Origin of the sequence: Luteolibacter arcticus, from assembly GCF_025950235.1 — a bacterium.
Taxonomy (GTDB): domain Bacteria; phylum Verrucomicrobiota; class Verrucomicrobiia; order Verrucomicrobiales; family Akkermansiaceae; genus Haloferula; species Haloferula arctica.
The window spans coordinates 23,622-39,147 of sequence record NZ_JAPDDT010000004.1 but is presented as its reverse complement, the minus strand read 5'-3'; the positions used below and the strand labels follow the sequence as shown (position 1 = coordinate 39,147).

14 protein-coding genes are annotated in these 15,526 nt (G+C 62.2%); 12 read left to right on the top strand and 2 right to left on the bottom strand.

Features of this window, described 5'->3' with window-relative positions:
• Nucleotides 1-78: 78 nt before the first annotated feature.
• From OKA05_RS11135 to OKA05_RS11090, 10 genes are all read left to right on the top strand, one after another.
• Nucleotides 79-663: an RrF2 family transcriptional regulator gene (locus tag OKA05_RS11135; protein WP_264487217.1), complete on the top strand. Its 585-nt coding sequence runs from the start codon at nucleotides 79-81 to the stop codon at nucleotides 661-663.
• Nucleotides 644-844, top strand: a complete 201-nt coding sequence (locus OKA05_RS11130; protein WP_264487216.1) for a YezD family protein — start codon at nucleotides 644-646, stop codon at nucleotides 842-844. The genes OKA05_RS11135 and OKA05_RS11130 overlap by 20 nt, the downstream gene beginning before the upstream one ends.
• 257 nt (nucleotides 845-1,101) lie before the next feature.
• A complete protein-coding gene (locus OKA05_RS11125) occupies nucleotides 1,102-2,319 on the top strand; it encodes a porin (RefSeq protein ID WP_264487215.1) in 1,218 nt (405 codons plus the stop codon).
• 35 nt (nucleotides 2,320-2,354) lie between these two features.
• The gene (locus tag OKA05_RS11120; RefSeq protein WP_264487214.1) at nucleotides 2,355-3,368 is read left to right on the top strand and encodes a sulfate ABC transporter substrate-binding protein; all 1,014 of its coding nucleotides are present in this window, start codon (nucleotides 2,355-2,357) and stop codon (nucleotides 3,366-3,368) included.
• Nucleotides 3,369-3,388: 20 nt separating this feature from the next.
• Nucleotides 3,389-4,402: a sulfate ABC transporter substrate-binding protein gene (locus OKA05_RS11115; RefSeq protein ID WP_264487213.1), complete on the top strand. Its 1,014-nt coding sequence runs from the start codon at nucleotides 3,389-3,391 to the stop codon at nucleotides 4,400-4,402.
• A 99-nt stretch (nucleotides 4,403-4,501) separates the two neighbouring features.
• On the top strand, nucleotides 4,502-5,320 hold the full coding sequence (cysT, locus tag OKA05_RS11110) for a sulfate ABC transporter permease subunit CysT (protein ID WP_264487212.1): 819 nt from the start codon (nucleotides 4,502-4,504) through the stop codon (nucleotides 5,318-5,320).
• Nucleotides 5,321-5,324: 4 nt separating this feature from the next.
• The gene (cysW, locus tag OKA05_RS11105; RefSeq protein WP_264487211.1) at nucleotides 5,325-6,164 is read left to right on the top strand and encodes a sulfate ABC transporter permease subunit CysW; all 840 of its coding nucleotides are present in this window, start codon (nucleotides 5,325-5,327) and stop codon (nucleotides 6,162-6,164) included.
• A gap of 42 nt (nucleotides 6,165-6,206) precedes the next feature.
• Nucleotides 6,207-7,226 (top strand): sulfate/molybdate ABC transporter ATP-binding protein, encoded by a 1,020-nt coding sequence (locus OKA05_RS11100; protein ID WP_264487210.1) that lies wholly within the window; start codon nucleotides 6,207-6,209, stop codon nucleotides 7,224-7,226.
• Nucleotides 7,223-7,969, top strand: coding sequence for a hypothetical protein (locus OKA05_RS11095; protein ID WP_264487209.1), 747 nt, complete (start codon nucleotides 7,223-7,225; stop codon nucleotides 7,967-7,969). The genes OKA05_RS11100 and OKA05_RS11095 overlap by 4 nt, the downstream gene beginning before the upstream one ends.
• Before the next feature lie 193 nt (nucleotides 7,970-8,162).
• Nucleotides 8,163-8,564 carry a DUF6515 family protein gene (locus OKA05_RS11090; protein ID WP_264487208.1) on the top strand — a complete coding sequence of 134 codons (402 nt, stop codon included), beginning with the start codon at nucleotides 8,163-8,165 and terminating at the stop codon, nucleotides 8,562-8,564.
• On the opposite strand, the gene OKA05_RS11085 is transcribed toward OKA05_RS11090, so the two are convergent.
• Both OKA05_RS11085 and OKA05_RS11080 read right to left on the bottom strand, forming a co-directional pair.
• Nucleotides 8,537-10,555 (bottom strand): ATP-binding response regulator, encoded by a 2,019-nt coding sequence (locus OKA05_RS11085; RefSeq protein ID WP_264487207.1) that lies wholly within the window; start codon nucleotides 10,553-10,555, stop codon nucleotides 8,537-8,539. The genes OKA05_RS11090 and OKA05_RS11085 overlap by 28 nt on opposite strands.
• Nucleotides 10,556-10,768: 213 nt before the next feature.
• Nucleotides 10,769-11,785, bottom strand: coding sequence for a CheR family methyltransferase (locus OKA05_RS11080; protein WP_264487206.1), 1,017 nt, complete (start codon nucleotides 11,783-11,785; stop codon nucleotides 10,769-10,771).
• Nucleotides 11,786-12,010: 225 nt separating this feature from the next.
• Here OKA05_RS11080 and OKA05_RS11075 point away from each other — a divergent pair, with 225 nt between their 5' ends.
• Together OKA05_RS11075 and OKA05_RS11070 are read left to right on the top strand one after the other, a co-directional pair.
• Entirely contained in the window at nucleotides 12,011-14,239 is a 2,229-nt protein-coding gene (locus OKA05_RS11075; protein ID WP_264487205.1) for a hypothetical protein, read from the top strand.
• A complete protein-coding gene (locus OKA05_RS11070; protein ID WP_264487204.1) occupies nucleotides 14,236-15,522 on the top strand; it encodes a glycosyltransferase in 1,287 nt (428 codons plus the stop codon). The genes OKA05_RS11075 and OKA05_RS11070 overlap by 4 nt, the downstream gene beginning before the upstream one ends.
• The last annotated feature ends 4 nt before the right edge of the window (nucleotides 15,523-15,526 follow it).

Here is a 15,526-nt window from a genome sequence, read left to right as displayed (position 1 = left end):
TTCAAGGGGTTGGGATGGATTTCAAAAACCCTCTTTACCACCCGCGTTTAATTCCTACTCTCCACTCCACATTCGCTGATGCACCTTTCCAAGAAAGCCGAGTATGCTCTGCGCGCCGCCATCCACCTAGGTATTGCCACCGAAATGGGGCTGCCGGTTGTTTCTGGCGTCGAGCTCGCGGATGCGAACCGGCTCCCGCTGAAATTCATCGAGCGCATCCTCCAGGAGCTGCGCGAGGCGGGTATCGTCGAAACCAAGCGCGGCAAGCTGGGCGGTTACACGCTCGCCACTGCCGCCGACAAGATCCGCATCGGCGATCTGGTCCGCCTGATGGACGGCCGTCTGGCTCCCATCTGCTGTGCCAGCGAATTCGCCTACCAGCGCTGCACTTGCCCGGATGAGGACCACTGCGGCTTGCGGATGCTGATGATCGATGTCCGCAACGCCATCGCCAACATCCTCGACCGCTATACCTTGGCCCAAGTCGTGGAAGTCACGCTGCGCAAGATGCGCCGCGACGGCATTGCCCCGCCTTTCTCGAGTCACCCCGGCGTGAAGAACAGCGCCACCCCCGCCCGCGGTAAAGCGAACCCCGCGGACGGCTTCCTCCAAGGACTTTCCCAACTTGTGACCGCCCCGAGCGATGAGCACCAAAGCAAATGACCGTCCGAAAACGGACACCGCCCTCCCGGCCGATTGGTTGGAGGTTGTGAGAAAGAAGGTCGAAGACCTCCGCTTCGGCTCCGTCCAGATCATCGTCCATGAAGGACGCGTGACTCAGGTCGAGAGTCTGGAGAAGACCCGTTTCCCGGCCAAATCCGACGAGCCCGGCTCGCCATCCTGAAGCACTAACCGTTTCCCCTTTCACATCGCGGGCCGCATGCGAGTACGCCACGTTTCCTGATTCAAGAGACCCAACCGGACCACCGGAGGAACTCGGCGAACGGACCCAAAAACACGGTGAGAGCGCCGCGATGCGCATCTCCGTCCCGTTCCCGCATTTCCCATCGGTGGTCTCTTTTTGCCTGCGAGGCAGCTCCCCGAGTCCCGCAACCCCTTACCAAGGGCACCCGAGCCTCTCCATTGGAGCATTCAATATCCATGAAAACCACCACCACCCGAACCCCGGGAGTGCGGAATATCTCCGTTGCTGCCTGTGCATCCCGATTTTCCAACGTCCCGCTGCTCATCGCGACGGGAACACTCCTTGGCGTCCCCTCGACCAGCATGGCCTTCGAACCTTTCAGCACGCCCTCGGCAGAGGAGACGGCGACGTTCGACAAGCTGTGGAGCAACTTCGTGCTCTACAAGAACGACGAGAATCCGCTGCTGCAGGAGTTCAAGTTGATCGGGAAGTATCAGGGGCAGTACTATTGGGTGGATTCCGATCAAGGCGACGTCGATGGGTGGGAGGACCGGCGATTCCGGTTTGGCTTTGACGCGAAGATGTTCGACAAGACCATCGAGCTCCGCGCGACCTTCCAGAGCACGGACAATTTCGATCCCTTCTACAACGGACTCGAAGATGCCTACATCAAGTGGAAGCCTAACAAGAATTTCACGCTCACCGCCGGCCATATCAAGCCGCTGATCGGCTACTTCGACTGGCTGCAATCGAGCGACCTCCAGCAGACCTTCGACAGCTCGCAGGTTTTCAACCAGCTCCGCGTGAATCGCATCCTCGGCCTCACGGCGGAGGGCAAGGCGGGGGACTTCACCTGGCAGGTCGGCGGCTATTCGAACGACAGCGACAAGGAGTTCGGCAAGTTCGGCGGAGAGTACAGCGTGGGTGCCGGCGTCGGCTACGATGCGAAGGCGTGCTTCGGGTGGGAGAAGGCGGACTTCCGCCTCGACTGGATCCACAGCGGCCACGACAAGGACGACTATCTCTTCACCCGCTACGACGACATTGTCTCTGCCACCTTCTGGGGCGAGCAGGGACCATGGGCGCTGGTGGTCGAGGGCTTCAATGGCTCCGGCGGTGAAGGCCGGGACGGCGATGTCTTCGGCTTCTTCATCCAGCCGATGTATGATCTCATCCCGAAGCGTCTCCAGCTTGTCGGCCGCTACAGCTTCACCACGGGCGATGGCCCCGACAGCGTGATCCGCCAGACCCGCTACGAGAGCGAGGCGCCAAACCTCACGGGCGGCGGTCGCGGCGACGAATATCACGCGCTCTATCTCGGCGCACAGTACTTCATCCACGGCGACAAGCTGAAGCTGATGGCCGGTGCCGAGTATGCCAAGCTGGATGGCGGGGGCAATGGCGGCGACTACGAGGGCGTCACCTTCCTCACGGGCCTCCGCCTCTACTTCTGAAGCGCGGGATGTCAGCCCGAACCCTCTTCTCTAACATGAAAGCACACGCATTGATTCCCACCCTCCTCGCAGCGCTCATCGCTCTGCCGGGGTGCGGAGAGAAGCGCCCGGGTTCCGGCAAAGTCACCGAGCTGCAGAACGTTTCCTACGATCCGACCCGCGAATTTTACCAGGAGGTCAACGCGGCCTTTGCCAAGAAGTGGGTGGCCGATGGGAAAGGGGAGATCACCATCACCCAGTCCCACGGGGGATCCGGGAAGCAAGCCCGTGCGGTCATCGACGGCCAGCCGGCCGATGTGGTCACGCTCGCGCTGTCGCTGGACATCGACATGATCTCGAAGCAGACAGGTCTTCTTCCCGCCGACTGGCAGACCAAGCTTCCTAACAACAGCTCGCCCTACACTTCCACGATCGTCTTCGTCGTCCGGAAGGGGAATCCCGGCGGCATCAAGGACTGGGGAGATCTCGTGAAAGACGGGGTGAAGGTGATTACGCCCGATCCGAAGACCGGCGGTGCTCCGCGGTGGACCTACCTCGCCGGCTGGGCATGGGCGGAGAAGCAAAACGGCGGCGACCAACAGGCCGCCCGCGACTACATCACCAAGCTCTACAAGAACGTGCCGGTGCTCGACTCCGGGGCGCGTGGATCCACCACGACCTTCGCGCAAAACAAGATCGGCGACGTCCTCCTCTCGTGGGAGAACGAGGCTCATCTGATCGCGAAGCAGTTCCCCGGGGAGACCGAGATTGTCTATCCCTCGCTGAGCATCCTGGCCGAGCCGCCTGTCGCGGTGGTGGAAAAGGTCGCGGCAAAAAAGGGCAGCACCGAGGCCGCGAAGGCCTATCTCGAGTTCCTCTACACCCCGGAAGGTCAGGACCTTGCCGGCAAGCATTTCTACCGTCCTCGCGACCCGCAGGCCGCGGCGAAATACGCGTCCGCTTTCCCGAAGATCGAACTCGTCACCATTGACCACTTCGGCGGCTGGCCGAAGGCCCAGCAAACTCACTTCGCCGATGGTGGCGTCTTCGACCAGATTTACACCCCATAAACCTCACCGATACTGAAACCATGAAATCACGACATTTTATCCCGCTCGTCCTGGCCTCCCTGCTGACGCTGCCGGGCTGCGGCAAGAAAGGTGGCTCTGGAGAACTCGAACTCCAGAACGTCTCCTATGATCCGACCCGCGAATTCTACGAAGAGGTGAATGTCGCGTTCGCCAAGAAGTGGGAAGCCGATGGCAAGGGTAAGATCAAGATCACCCAGTCTCACGGCGGCTCCGGAAAGCAAGCACGCTCGGTCATCGACGGTCAGCCAGCGGATGTCGTCACATTGGCGCTTGCCGGTGACATCGACATCATCGCCAAGCAGGCGAAGTTGCTGCCCGAGGATTGGCAGGCGAAGTTGCCGGACAACAGCTCGCCCTACACCTCCACGATCGTCTTCGTCGTCCGCAAGGGAAACCCCAAGGGCATCAAGGACTGGGGTGACCTCGTCAAGGAAGGCACGCAGTTGATTACGCCGGACCCGAAGACTTCCGGTGGTGCACGCTGGAACTATCTCGCGGCCTGGGCGTGGGCGGAGAAGCAAAACGGAGGGGATCAGGCAAAGGCGCTCGAGTACATCACGAAGCTCTTCAAGAACGTTCCGATTCTCGACACCGGTGCCCGGGCCTCGACGAACACGTTTGCCCAGAACAAGATCGGCGACGTCTTCCTTTCCTGGGAGAATGAGGCGTATCTCATTGCCAAGCAGTTTCCGGATCAAACGGAGATCGTCTATCCATCCCTGAGCATCCTGGCGGAGCCTCCGGTCGCAGTGGTGGAAAAGAATGCCGAGAAACATGGCACCGCCGCCGCGGCGAAGGCCTATCTGGAGTTCCTTTACACCGACGAAGCCCAGGAACTGGCGGGCAAGCACTTCTATCGTCCCCGCAAGGCGGAGATCCTCGCGAAGTTCAGCAGCAAGCTGCAGACGATCCCGCTGGTGACCGTGGACAAGGACTTCGGCGGCTGGGCCAAGGCGCAGAAGACCCACTTCGAGGACGGCGGCACCTTCGACCAAGCCTACGGGGTAAAGTAAGACGCAGTTTGAGAGGTCTCAGGATCGGGTTTTCAGAGAAAGCAGCCTGCCGGGCGGGTTGCCATTGCTGAAAACTTCGAACTGAAAACTGAACACTCCATGGCGAAACCTCGCGTAATTCCCGGCTTCGGTCTGTCGATGGGCATCACCATCTTCTGGCTGAGCGGCATCATCCTCATCCCGCTGGCTGCCTTGTTCATCAAGGCGGCGGGCCTGGGACCGGGAGAGTGGTGGGCCATCCTCTCTTCACCGCGGGTGCTGGCCGCCGCCAAGCTGACCTTCGGGGCGAGTGCCGCCGCCGCCGCCGTCAGCGTGGTTTTCGGCCTGCTGGTCGCGTGGGTGCTGGTGCGCTATGAGTTTCCCGGAAGGAAGATCCTCGATGCCATCGTGGACCTTCCTTTCGCGCTGCCCACGGCGGTCGCGGGCATCACGCTCACCCAGATTTATGCGCCGAACGGGTGGATCGGGAGCCACCTTGCGGAATTGGGCATCAAGAGCGCCTACAGCCCTGTCGGGGTTTTCATCGCACTGACCTTCATTGGCTTTCCCTTCGTTGTCCGCACCGTGCAGCCGGTGATGGAGGATCTCGGCGGCGAGCTTGAGGAAGCAGCCGCCAGTCTTGGGGCCGGCCGTTGGACGACCTTCCGGCGGGTGATCTTCCCGATGCTCGTGCCCGCGCTGATCACCGGCTTCACCTTGGCCTTTGCCCGGGCCATCGGCGAATATGGCTCGGTCATCTTCATCTCCGGCAACTTGCCGATGAAGACCGAGATCCTGCCGCTGCTCATCGTCAAGCAACTGGAGCAGTTCAAGTACGAGGCCGCCGCGGTCATCGCCTCCGGGATGCTGATCGTTTCCTTTGGTTTGCTCTTTCTCATCAACCTCCTCCAACGTCGCCTGAACTGGCAGACCCGCTGAACCGATGGCCTATCGCTCTGTCACCACTGAGTCCGCTCCGGTCCGCTGGCTGCTCATCGGACTCGCATTCACGGTCCTCACGCTGTTCCTGCTTCTGCCGTTGGCGGCGGTGTTCATCGAGGCCTTCCGCCGCGGCACGGACGTGCTGGTGAAATCGCTCACCGAGGATGCGGCGCTGTCCGCCGTGAAGCTCACGCTGATCGCCGCTTTGATCTCCGTCCCGCTCAATACGGTTTTCGGAGTTGCCGCCGCGTGGCTGATCACCAAGTTCCGGTTCAAGGGGCGCTCGTTCCTGCTTGCGCTGATCGACCTGCCCTTTGCCGTTTCACCGGTGATCGCGGGTCTTGTATTCGTGCTGCTATTCGGCGCGCGGGGGTGGTTCGGTCCGTTCCTTCAGGAGAACGACATCCAGATCATCTTCGCCATGCCGGGGATCATTCTCGCGACCGTCTTCGTGACCTTTCCGTTCGTCGCCCGCGAGCTGATCCCGCTGATGGAAAGCCAGGGAAGTGACCAGGAAGAGGCCGCCGTCACGCTCGGCGCGCATGGCTGGCAAATCTTCCGGCGCGTCACCATTCCCAATATCAAGTGGGGCCTGCTCTACGGCGTGCTGCTCTGCAACGCCCGCGCGATGGGCGAATTCGGCGCGGTCTCGGTGGTCTCCGGCCACATCCGCGGCAAGACCAATACGCTGCCACTGCACGTCGAGGTGCTCTACAATGAATATCATTTCAGCGCCGCCTTCGCCTGCGCCGCGCTGTTGGCGCTGCTCGCGCTCGTTACCCTCGGCTTGAAAACCGCGGTCGAACACTTCACCGGCCACTCGGCGAAAGGGAGACACTGATCCCTTCGTCTCCTCCCGTCTTCAAGTCTCGCGTCTCCTTCCATGTCCGTCTCCATCCAGTCCATCCACAAGACCTTCGGCACCTACACGGCGCTCGAGGACGTCTCGCTCGAAATTCCCGACGGCTCATTGACGGCGCTGTTAGGTCCTTCCGGATCCGGGAAGACCACGTTGCTGCGAATCGTCGCCGGCCTTGAATACGCCGATCCCGGCAGCGGCCGCGTGCTTTTCCACGGTGAGGATGTGACCGATGTGCCCGCTGGCAAGCGCGGCGTCGGCTTCGTCTTCCAGCACTACGCGCTCTTCAAGCACATGACCGTGGCGGACAATATCGCCTTCGGCCTGACCGTGCTGCCTGGCTCGAAGCGGCCGGCGAAAAGCGAGATCGATGCCCGCGTGAAGGAGTTGCTCCATTTGGTGAAGCTCGATGGGCTCGACAAACGCCGCCCGCACGAGCTTTCCGGCGGCCAGCGCCAGCGCGTCGCCCTCGCCCGCGCCCTTGCCATCCGGCCGAAGGTATTGCTGCTCGACGAGCCCTTCGGCGCGCTCGATGCCCAGGTGCGTAAGGACCTGCGTCGCTGGCTGCGCCAGTTCCACGACGAGATCGGCCTGACGACTCTCTTCGTCACGCACGACCAGGAGGAAGCGCTGGAGCTCGCCGACGAGGTCGTGGTCATGCGCAACGCGCGGATCGAGCAGACCGGCGCGCCGCAGGGGATCTACGATGAACCTCGTACCTCCTTCGTTTACGAGTTCCTCGGCGAAGTGAACAAGCTCGACGATGGCCGCTATGTCCGGCCACACGAGATCGAGCTGAAATTCGCTGCCGAGGAAGGCGTGAGCGTCGCCGGCCGGGTCAGCCACCTCTTCGTCGCCGGTCCTTTCGCCCGTCTCAGCGTCGTGCCGGAGACCGGCAGCCGCCGGGAGATCGAGGTCTGGGCAACCCGCGAACAGGTCGACGAGATGGCATTGGAAAACGGCGACATCGTCGGCCTGCGTTTTCCCGAGCCGAAACCTTCCACCAAAGCTCACAAACCCGATCCCACCATTCACTCGCCATGAAACCGCTCTTTCCGCCGCCCTCGACTTCGGAGGTTCGCCATATCCTCGCGCCGTACTTCGAGATGGCGCTCGATGTCCCCGAGCTGTTGGTCAGCATTCCATCCACCATCCACTCCGGCGGCACTGACTGGCCGGTGGTGAAGACCGTACTCCGGCCCACCGGCGAAGTTCGCCGCCGTTTGCTGGTTGTTGCGGGCCTCAGCCCGTACGACCGCGGCAGCACCGACGCTGTCTTTCACGCCACCCTGCGGCTGCTGCAGGCCCCGGCGAATCATTACCACACCGAGCTGGTAGCCTTTCCTCTGGCGGATCCGCTTGCGTGGGCTGCGGGTGCGCCCGCCGCGGAAGAGGAAGTCCGCGCCATCCTCAGCCGCGAACTTGCCACAGAGCGCTATGACGGCCTGCTGGTCCTTCACGACGACCCGACGACTGGAGGGCTGAGTTTCCGCCTTTCTCCGGAAGAGGCTTCGCTCTATCTTGCCGCTGACATCCTTCAGCTAGCCGGCTTTCCGCCGCCAGTCATCGACCTACAACATCACAGCGGGAACGGCGGACGTCTGGCTCCACTGGAGACCGGCGACCTGAATGCACGCGGCGCGAACGAAGGCAGCTCAATCGTCCTTCATGCACTGCTCCCCGCCATCCAAGGCCGGGCCGCTTGCGCGAAGCTCGGTGCCGAACTGATCCTTGATGTCCTCCAGCACTTCGGCGCGCTGGAGGAGATGTGGCGCAAGCAGGCGTAGGCACCGCCATTCTGCGGTCGGCGATGGACCGTTGAATGCAATCCGCAAGGGCAGTTCCGGCAATGTGCAAGTGGCATGCGCCCGCAGCCCTTGATAAAGCGTCGTTTGACGGGGTTTTGGCTCCCGGCATTCCAATTGCGATAGCAATGGTCAGGCGGGGGTAGAACTCCCGGCGAAAACACATAATGATGCCATGAAACGAAACCATCGTTTGAACCTGCTGGCTGCTCTTGCATTCGGAGCCCTTGCCAGTTGCAGCTACCACGAAACCCCGACGTCTGCCACGCCGGACTACGGGCACAATCACGGGTCAAGCCACGTGATCACGACGCTCCCTAGTGGCTACCGCACCGTCACTATCAGCGGAAACCAATACTATACCCATGGCGACCGCTACTACCGGCCCCAAGGAAGTGGTTACGTCGTCGTGGATTCGCCCTACGGTTCCACTACCCGGACCAACACCACCGTCGTGAGGGAACTCCCGAGCGGCCACCGGGTTGTAACCCGGCAGGGACAGCGCTACTATCAGTCCGGTGACGTCTACTACCAGTCTCGCTCCGGCGGCTATGTGGTGGTGGACAATCCATTCTGATCCGAAGAGGCACCATCCTTCAGGATTGCCGCACGAATCCTCGCCAAGCTTACCGGCTTCGCGAGGACTTCGTCGGCTCCAAGTTTCGTGACCTCTATCAGCCGCTCGGGCCGCGCATCTCCGGAAATCACGATCTTGCGGTGCAGGACCTGGCCGGATTCGGACACTCGCTGGAGCACGCCTGCTCCGTCCATGTCCGGGAGGTTCAAGTCTAACAATAGTACGTCAAAATTGGCATTCTCCAAGAAAGCCAGAGCGGACTGCCCGTCGCCCGCGGCGGTGACTTTCGCTCCTTCACCGGAAAGCAGTTCTTCCACGGCGGCCCTGGTAACTTGGTTGTCCTCCACCAATAGCACGCGCAGTCCTTGCATGCGGTGGTCACGTCGGGCTTCCGGAGAATTCTCCGCATCGGCGATGACGGGTTTCGCCACCAGCTCTTTCGGAATGATGAGGGTGAAGGTCGAACCGGCTCCCACGACGCTGTCCAGCGAAAGCGTGCATCCGAGAGTGGCCACCAAACGCCGGCAAATCGCAAGCCCGAGACCCGCGCCTTTCTCGCGGTTTCGCTCGGGATTGCGGAGTTGAAAGAATTCATCGAAGACCTTGTCCACGGCATCACCGGGAATGCCGATCCCGGTGTCGGCGATCGAGATTCGGACCTCTTCGCCGACGGTACACTCGACCCGGACACCGCCTCGCTCGGTGAACTTCACCGCGTTGCTCAACAGGTTCGCGATCACTCGTTTGAGCTTGGTGCGATCGGTCAAGAGCCTCACGGAGTGCGAGGGCACCACCTTCGCGATGGTCAACCCTTTGCCAACCGCCGTCGTCTCCGCTTGGAAGACCTCGGCGTCGATCAGTTCTAGCAGGGGAAACTCGGTGAGGTGAAGGTCGGCCGCTCCCGAGTCGAGCCGGGTGAGATCGAGCACATCACTCACCAGATCCACGAGTGAGCGGGCATTCGCCCACAAGCTCCGCGCCAGTTCCGGTATGCGGTGGGACTGCTGTGGGTCCGTGGTTGCCCGCTCGACGAGTTCGGCGAGCAGCGAGATCGCGTTCGCCGGTGTGCGGACATCATGCGAGACCGCGGCGAGGAACTGGCTCTTCTGAAGCGCGGCATTCTCGGCGTCGCGTCGTCGCGTCTCGAGTTCCTTTTGGACGCGGATCGACTGGAGCGCGAGTGCACCTTGCGAGGCGAGCCATTCGGTGATGCTGAAGTCATGCTCCGTCCATTCCCTGGGCTCCACGCTGTAGATGCAAAGCGTGGCCACCACCTCGCCCTCGTACCAAACCGGCGATGCGATGGCGGCAACCAACGGGCGCCCCGCGCGTGACGCCGGAAATCTCAGGTCGCTGCGCTGACGGATGTCGTCCAAGCCGGCCGTGCGCTCGCTCTCCGCCGCTAGACAGCCGAAGGCCTGCTCGAAGGTGATGCCGTCATCCATCCGCCCCCGCATTCCGAATCCGCAATCGCCCCAGACCTCATAGGCACCCTTCCGCACGGCGACCACCTCGGCCACGGCCACATCGTCCAAGATCTGCAGGGCTGCTTGGCACACGCCGCTCATCACGTAGGACTCGCTCATGTCGCCGCGCATCCAGCGGCCGGAATGGAGCAATGTTTCGAGTCCTTTCTCACGCCGCATCAATTCACGATTCAGCTCCTGGAGATCCGATCCTTGCTGCTCCAGTTCTTCCGCTTGCTGGCGGAGTTCTTCCGATTGCTGCTCGAGCTCCTCGGTTTGGCTCTGCAACTCTTCGTTCTGATGGGCGATCTCTTCCTCCCTCGCGGCCAGCTCCACATTGCTCTGCTCCAGCTCGACATTGAGCACCTCGAGTCGCCGTCGCTTGTCGTCCAACCGATCGCGGACGCCGATCAAGCAATGGACGACAATAGTCACCACCCCGAGGTTTGCCCATTCTGAAGCCAGCCAGAACCACTTGTTAGCCACCGGCAACGATCCATCTGGCAGGATCATCAGGACCTTCACCGCGGTGACTGCCGCGAGGATTCAGAGCCATCGCGTGAAGAAGTCCCCGGTTGCGATTCCACAGGCACAAGAGCAGGGGAAGAACCACCGACAAGGGGAAGATCCGGTCATGAAACACGACGAGCCGCATCCATGCGAAGAAGGCTACCGCCATCGCGCAAGTCAGTGCCGCGAGCCAAAAAGGTGGCCTTGCATCCGGGGAGGGGGGAGGGTTCATGAACTCGGTTGAAGACGGGTGCATTTGCAATAGATCGAAGGAGCGATGCGGCGCAGGCATGACAGCCGGGGCTTCTCGGCTTTGCCCACGACCAGGAACCCATCGGGTGCCAGCGCATCCGCCAGGCGCATCCAGAGCCGGTCGGCGGCGATCGGCTCCAGGTAGATCGCGAGGTTGCGGCAAAGGATGAGATCCCAGGTTCCCAATGCCCGGGGAGCGAGGAGATCGGCCTGCTCCCACTTCACCGCTTGGCGCATTTCGTGCGACATCGCGATCCGGTCGTCGGAGAGCACCTGCCAATGCCGGGCGGTTGCCGCAGGCAGCGCACGTTCTCCCGGTGGATACACGCCACGCTTGGCCCGTTCGATGGCCTCGGGACGGCAATCACTGCCTAACAAATGACTGCCATCGAGCCCGCCAAGTTTCGCCACCAGCATCGCCACTGAGTAGAGCTCTGCGCCATCGGAGCACGCCGCGCTCCAGATGCGCGGGGGAGTAGCGCGCTGGACGATCTGCGGAAGGACGTGATGCTCCAATTGCGTGAAGATGGCGGGATCGCGGAACAATTCGGTGGTCCCGATCAACAGCGACTCCAGTGCCTTGGACACCAGTGCGGGATTGGCGGCCAACAATCGCTCCGCAGCTGCGGAACATTCCACCCGGAGGGCGCGCAGGCAGGCAGGCAAGCGCCTGACCAGCGGTGCCGCGCGGTAGAGTGCCGGACTCAGGCCGGCCTGAGCCAGGATCCGGCGAAGAAATCGGGTGTCGGCATCTTTGGGCGACTGGGGTCCGGTGAGCGCAGGGGGCTGGGGGGGGCGTATGGCGTCGTTCTTCCTTTTGCTTCCCACCGGGTTGAGTCCGCGGAAATAGACGTGGCGGAAGCGGGCGTCGCTGAGGACATTGATCTGTGAGTCCGGCCGCTTGCCAATCTCTTCGCCTTCAGTTGCCCCGAGGCGGCTCCGGGGGATCGGAAGGTGAGAAATCAGCGGGTGGCCAAGATCGGCAGATTCCATGGTCGGAGGACTTTGGCGGGAGGGTGAATGAAGGTCCAGCGTTTCGGAGCGTTTGGCCCCATCGGGATCCTGCGGTTAGAGCAGAATTCCTTGCTGTGGGCCGGGAGTGGGAGGATTGCACGCCGCACGGTTCCAGCAATTGCACTTCGCATTTGTGGCACTTTGCCGGGTCCCTTGGAACAAGGAATCAGCCGGTGGAACACGAACTGCGATCTAGACGAGTTCATGTTAAATCTGCTGCCATGGAGGTTCTTCGTAAAGCATGCTGCACGCCGCTACGGGGTGCTGGATCCGGCGACCATACTGGCTCGGATCCGTGGCTTCGCGCAGCCGTCGGAGGTCGCCGAGCCGTTCGAATTGCTGCGAGCCGGGATCGTGTTCCATGCCCGCGGCTTGGTTAACGCCAAGGCGATCCAACACAACCTCGACTGGGTGTGGCCGTTCTGGGTGGAACGTCAGTTCAATCCCGCTAGCCGCTCTTTCGTCCCGCGTGCGTTTTCCTTCAGCCACATCAATCTAACGCACCGCAACTGGACGGCGGTCGGGCTGCCGGATGTCGCCGTCTATCCGATTGTCGATCCGCATGGGCTGGTGACGCCGCTCCACGATGGCTGGTCGCTGGACTTCTGGATCGTCACGGAATCGCGAAAGCGCCTCCTGCCGAGCAAGCTGGAAGACCATGCGGTGACGCAGTTGCTTGAGCTTGGGGAGGGGTTGCAGGTGAAGACCCGTTGTCAGTTGGACGGCATGGAACTGGAATTGGGAACCCGGATGACGGGCGAAGCCGGCCAGCCACCGAAGGTATGCACGAATGTGCGCGCATTGACGCAGGAAGACGGGTGGCTGGTTGTTGCCGTCCGTCCGTATAACCCGGAAGGTGTCCAGTTCATCCAACGCATCGCCCTTGACTCGTCCGGTAAGGCCTTTCGCGTGAATGACGAGGCGACCGTGGATTTGGGCGAGGCTCCGATTTCACTGCGGATGGCCCACTACGCGGATGGGGATGTTTACCTCAATCTGCCGGGAGACGTCGATCAACGGGAGATCACCTGCAGCACGGGCATGGCGACCGCTGCCGCGCTTTTCCGGATCCATGCGGGGCAGCCGCGGGAGCTGGGTGTGTCGGTTTCGTTGGAACGCGATCTGGGCCGCACCGTTGCGCCCAACCGCTCGTGGCAGCAGGCATTGAAGGGGACCGCGGCCCTGGAGATCGGCGATGCCCGCATGAAGTTCCTCTACGACGCGGCGATGCGCACCGTTCTCTTGCTGTCCGCGGACGAGTTGGTCCCCGGCCCCTACACTTACCGGCGGTTCTGGTTTCGCGATGCCTGCCTGATGCTCCACCCGCTGCTCACACTCGGACTGTCCGACGCGGCCGACCGGATCATCGGCACGTTTGCGGCGCGTCAGACGGCCACCGGTTACTTCCTTTCGCAGGAAGGGGAGTGGGACTCGAATGGGCAGGTGCTGTGGATTGCTGCCCGCCAGTGCGCGCTTTCCCACCGTCCCCCGGAACCGGCCTTGGATCGGGCACTGCGGAAAGCGGTACGCTGGCTGGCGAGGAAGCGTCTTACCAAGGATGATCCCGCTGGTACCCGTGGTCTGCTACCCGCCGGCTTCAGCGCCGAGCACCTCGGGCCGAATGATTACTACTACTGGGATGACTTCTGGGCATGGGGTGGGCTGAAGGAAATGGCGAAGCAATGGCGACGTCATTGCCAGCATGAGGCTGCGGATGAAGCCGAGAAGCTGGCCGCGGAATTCGCCGCAGACATTACCCGCAGCATCGAGTCGATTCCCGAGCGCCGGGCCAAGGGAGCGATTCCCGCTGCCCCCGCGAGACGCATGGATGCTGGTGCGATCGGCTCGATGGTCGCTGACTATCCGCTGCAACTTTACCCGGGCGGGGCACCACGCATGATGGCGACGCTCGACTGGTTGCTAGACCACTGCTTCCATGGCGGGGGCTTCTTCCAGGAGATGATCCATTCCGGGATCAATGCCTATCTCACGCTGGATCTTGCGCAGACCCTCTTGCGCGCCGGCGATAGGCGATTCATCGGATTGATCCGCCGTGTTGCCGAGTTGGCTTCGCCGACCGGCCAGTGGCCTGAAGCCATTCATCCGATCACCCATGGCGGCTGCATGGGCGACGGTCAGCACGGCTGGGCCGCTGCGGAATGGCTGATGATGATCCGCAATTGCTTCGTGCGGGAGGAGGACGACCACCTCGTGATCGGGTCGGGTATCTTGCCAGAGTGGCTCGGCGGTACCGTGAGCTTTGGTCCGACGCTCACGCCATGGGGCCCTGTCTCGGTACGATTGGAGGCGAAGCAGCTCACGCTTGAAGCCGAATGGCACGAGCGGCCACCGCAGGTCATCGTCGCCGTTCCGGGCTATCACTCGATCGCTGGCAATGGAGGCCAACGCGTCTTTTCCCTGGAGTCCATATGAAGATCGCCATGCTCACCAATACCTACCTGCCGCATGTCGGCGGGGTGGCCCGTTCCGTGCAGACATTGGAGGAGGCGTGTCGCGCCCGCGGCCATGAGGTCCGGGTGATTGCTCCGGAGTTTGCTGGCGCGGAACCCTCGCCTCACGTGCTGCGGGTACCGGCGATCCAGAATTTCAACGGCAGCGACTTCTGCGTCCGCTTGCCGATGCCGAACATCATCCGGGACTTCATGGAAGACTTCCAGCCGGATCTCATTCACAGTCACCATCCTTTCCTGTTAGGCGATGCCGCACTGCGCGAGGGTTGGAAGATGAAGGTGCCGGTGGTCTTCACCCATCATACCCTTTACGAGCGCTACACCCACTACGTGCCGCTTGACTCGGACGCGCTCAAGCGCATGGCCATCCAGCTTGCCACCGACTACTGCAACCTGTGCGATACGGTGATCGCTCCCAGCGAGAGTATCGCCGCCCTGCTGTTAGGCCGGGGAGTAACCACTCCCGTGCGGACCATTGCCACGGGGATCAATACCGGTGCCTTCGAAACGGGCGTGGGATCCAGCTTCCGGAAGCGGGCCAAGTTCCGGAAGAACACCACCGTGATCGGGCATGTGGGACGGCTGGCCGCGGAAAAGAACCTCAGGTTCCTCACGGATGCGCTCATTCCCTGCCTCCAGGAGCGTCCGGACACGGTCTTCCTGCTGGTAGGGGATGGCGATGCCCGGGAGGAAATGCTCTCCCGCTTCGCCGAGGCGGGCTTGGAGGACAGCATCCATGCACCGGGCAAGCTGACCGGCTCGGACCTGTGCGACGCCTATGCGGCCATGGATTGCTTCGTCTTCGCCTCGCAGACCGAGACCCAAGGCATCGTCCTCGCCGAGGCAATGGCTGCCGGCAATCCGGTCGTCGCCCTGGAAGGGCCTGGTGTGCGGGAAATCGTGCGCGATAGCGAGAACGGCTCGCTACTTCCCGCGGATGCGAGCCCCGAGGACTTCAGCCAGGCTTTGCTCGGGTTGGTGTCCAGCCCGGCATTGCGGCGGAACATGGCGGGTCGTGCGCGCCTCTCGGCAAAGGACTACGATACGGTCCGCTGCACCGATCAGATGATCGCGTGCTACACGGAGCTAGTCGCCGCACAGCGACGGCCTGAGGCGCCGGAGAACAGTTCGTGGGATCGCCTGGTGGCCGGCATCGAAATTGAATGGGAACTGCTGGCTGCCAAGGTTTCCGCCGTGACGGCAGCGGTGATCGAAACTCCAGCCACCGAAGCCCGCCTTGATTAGTCGC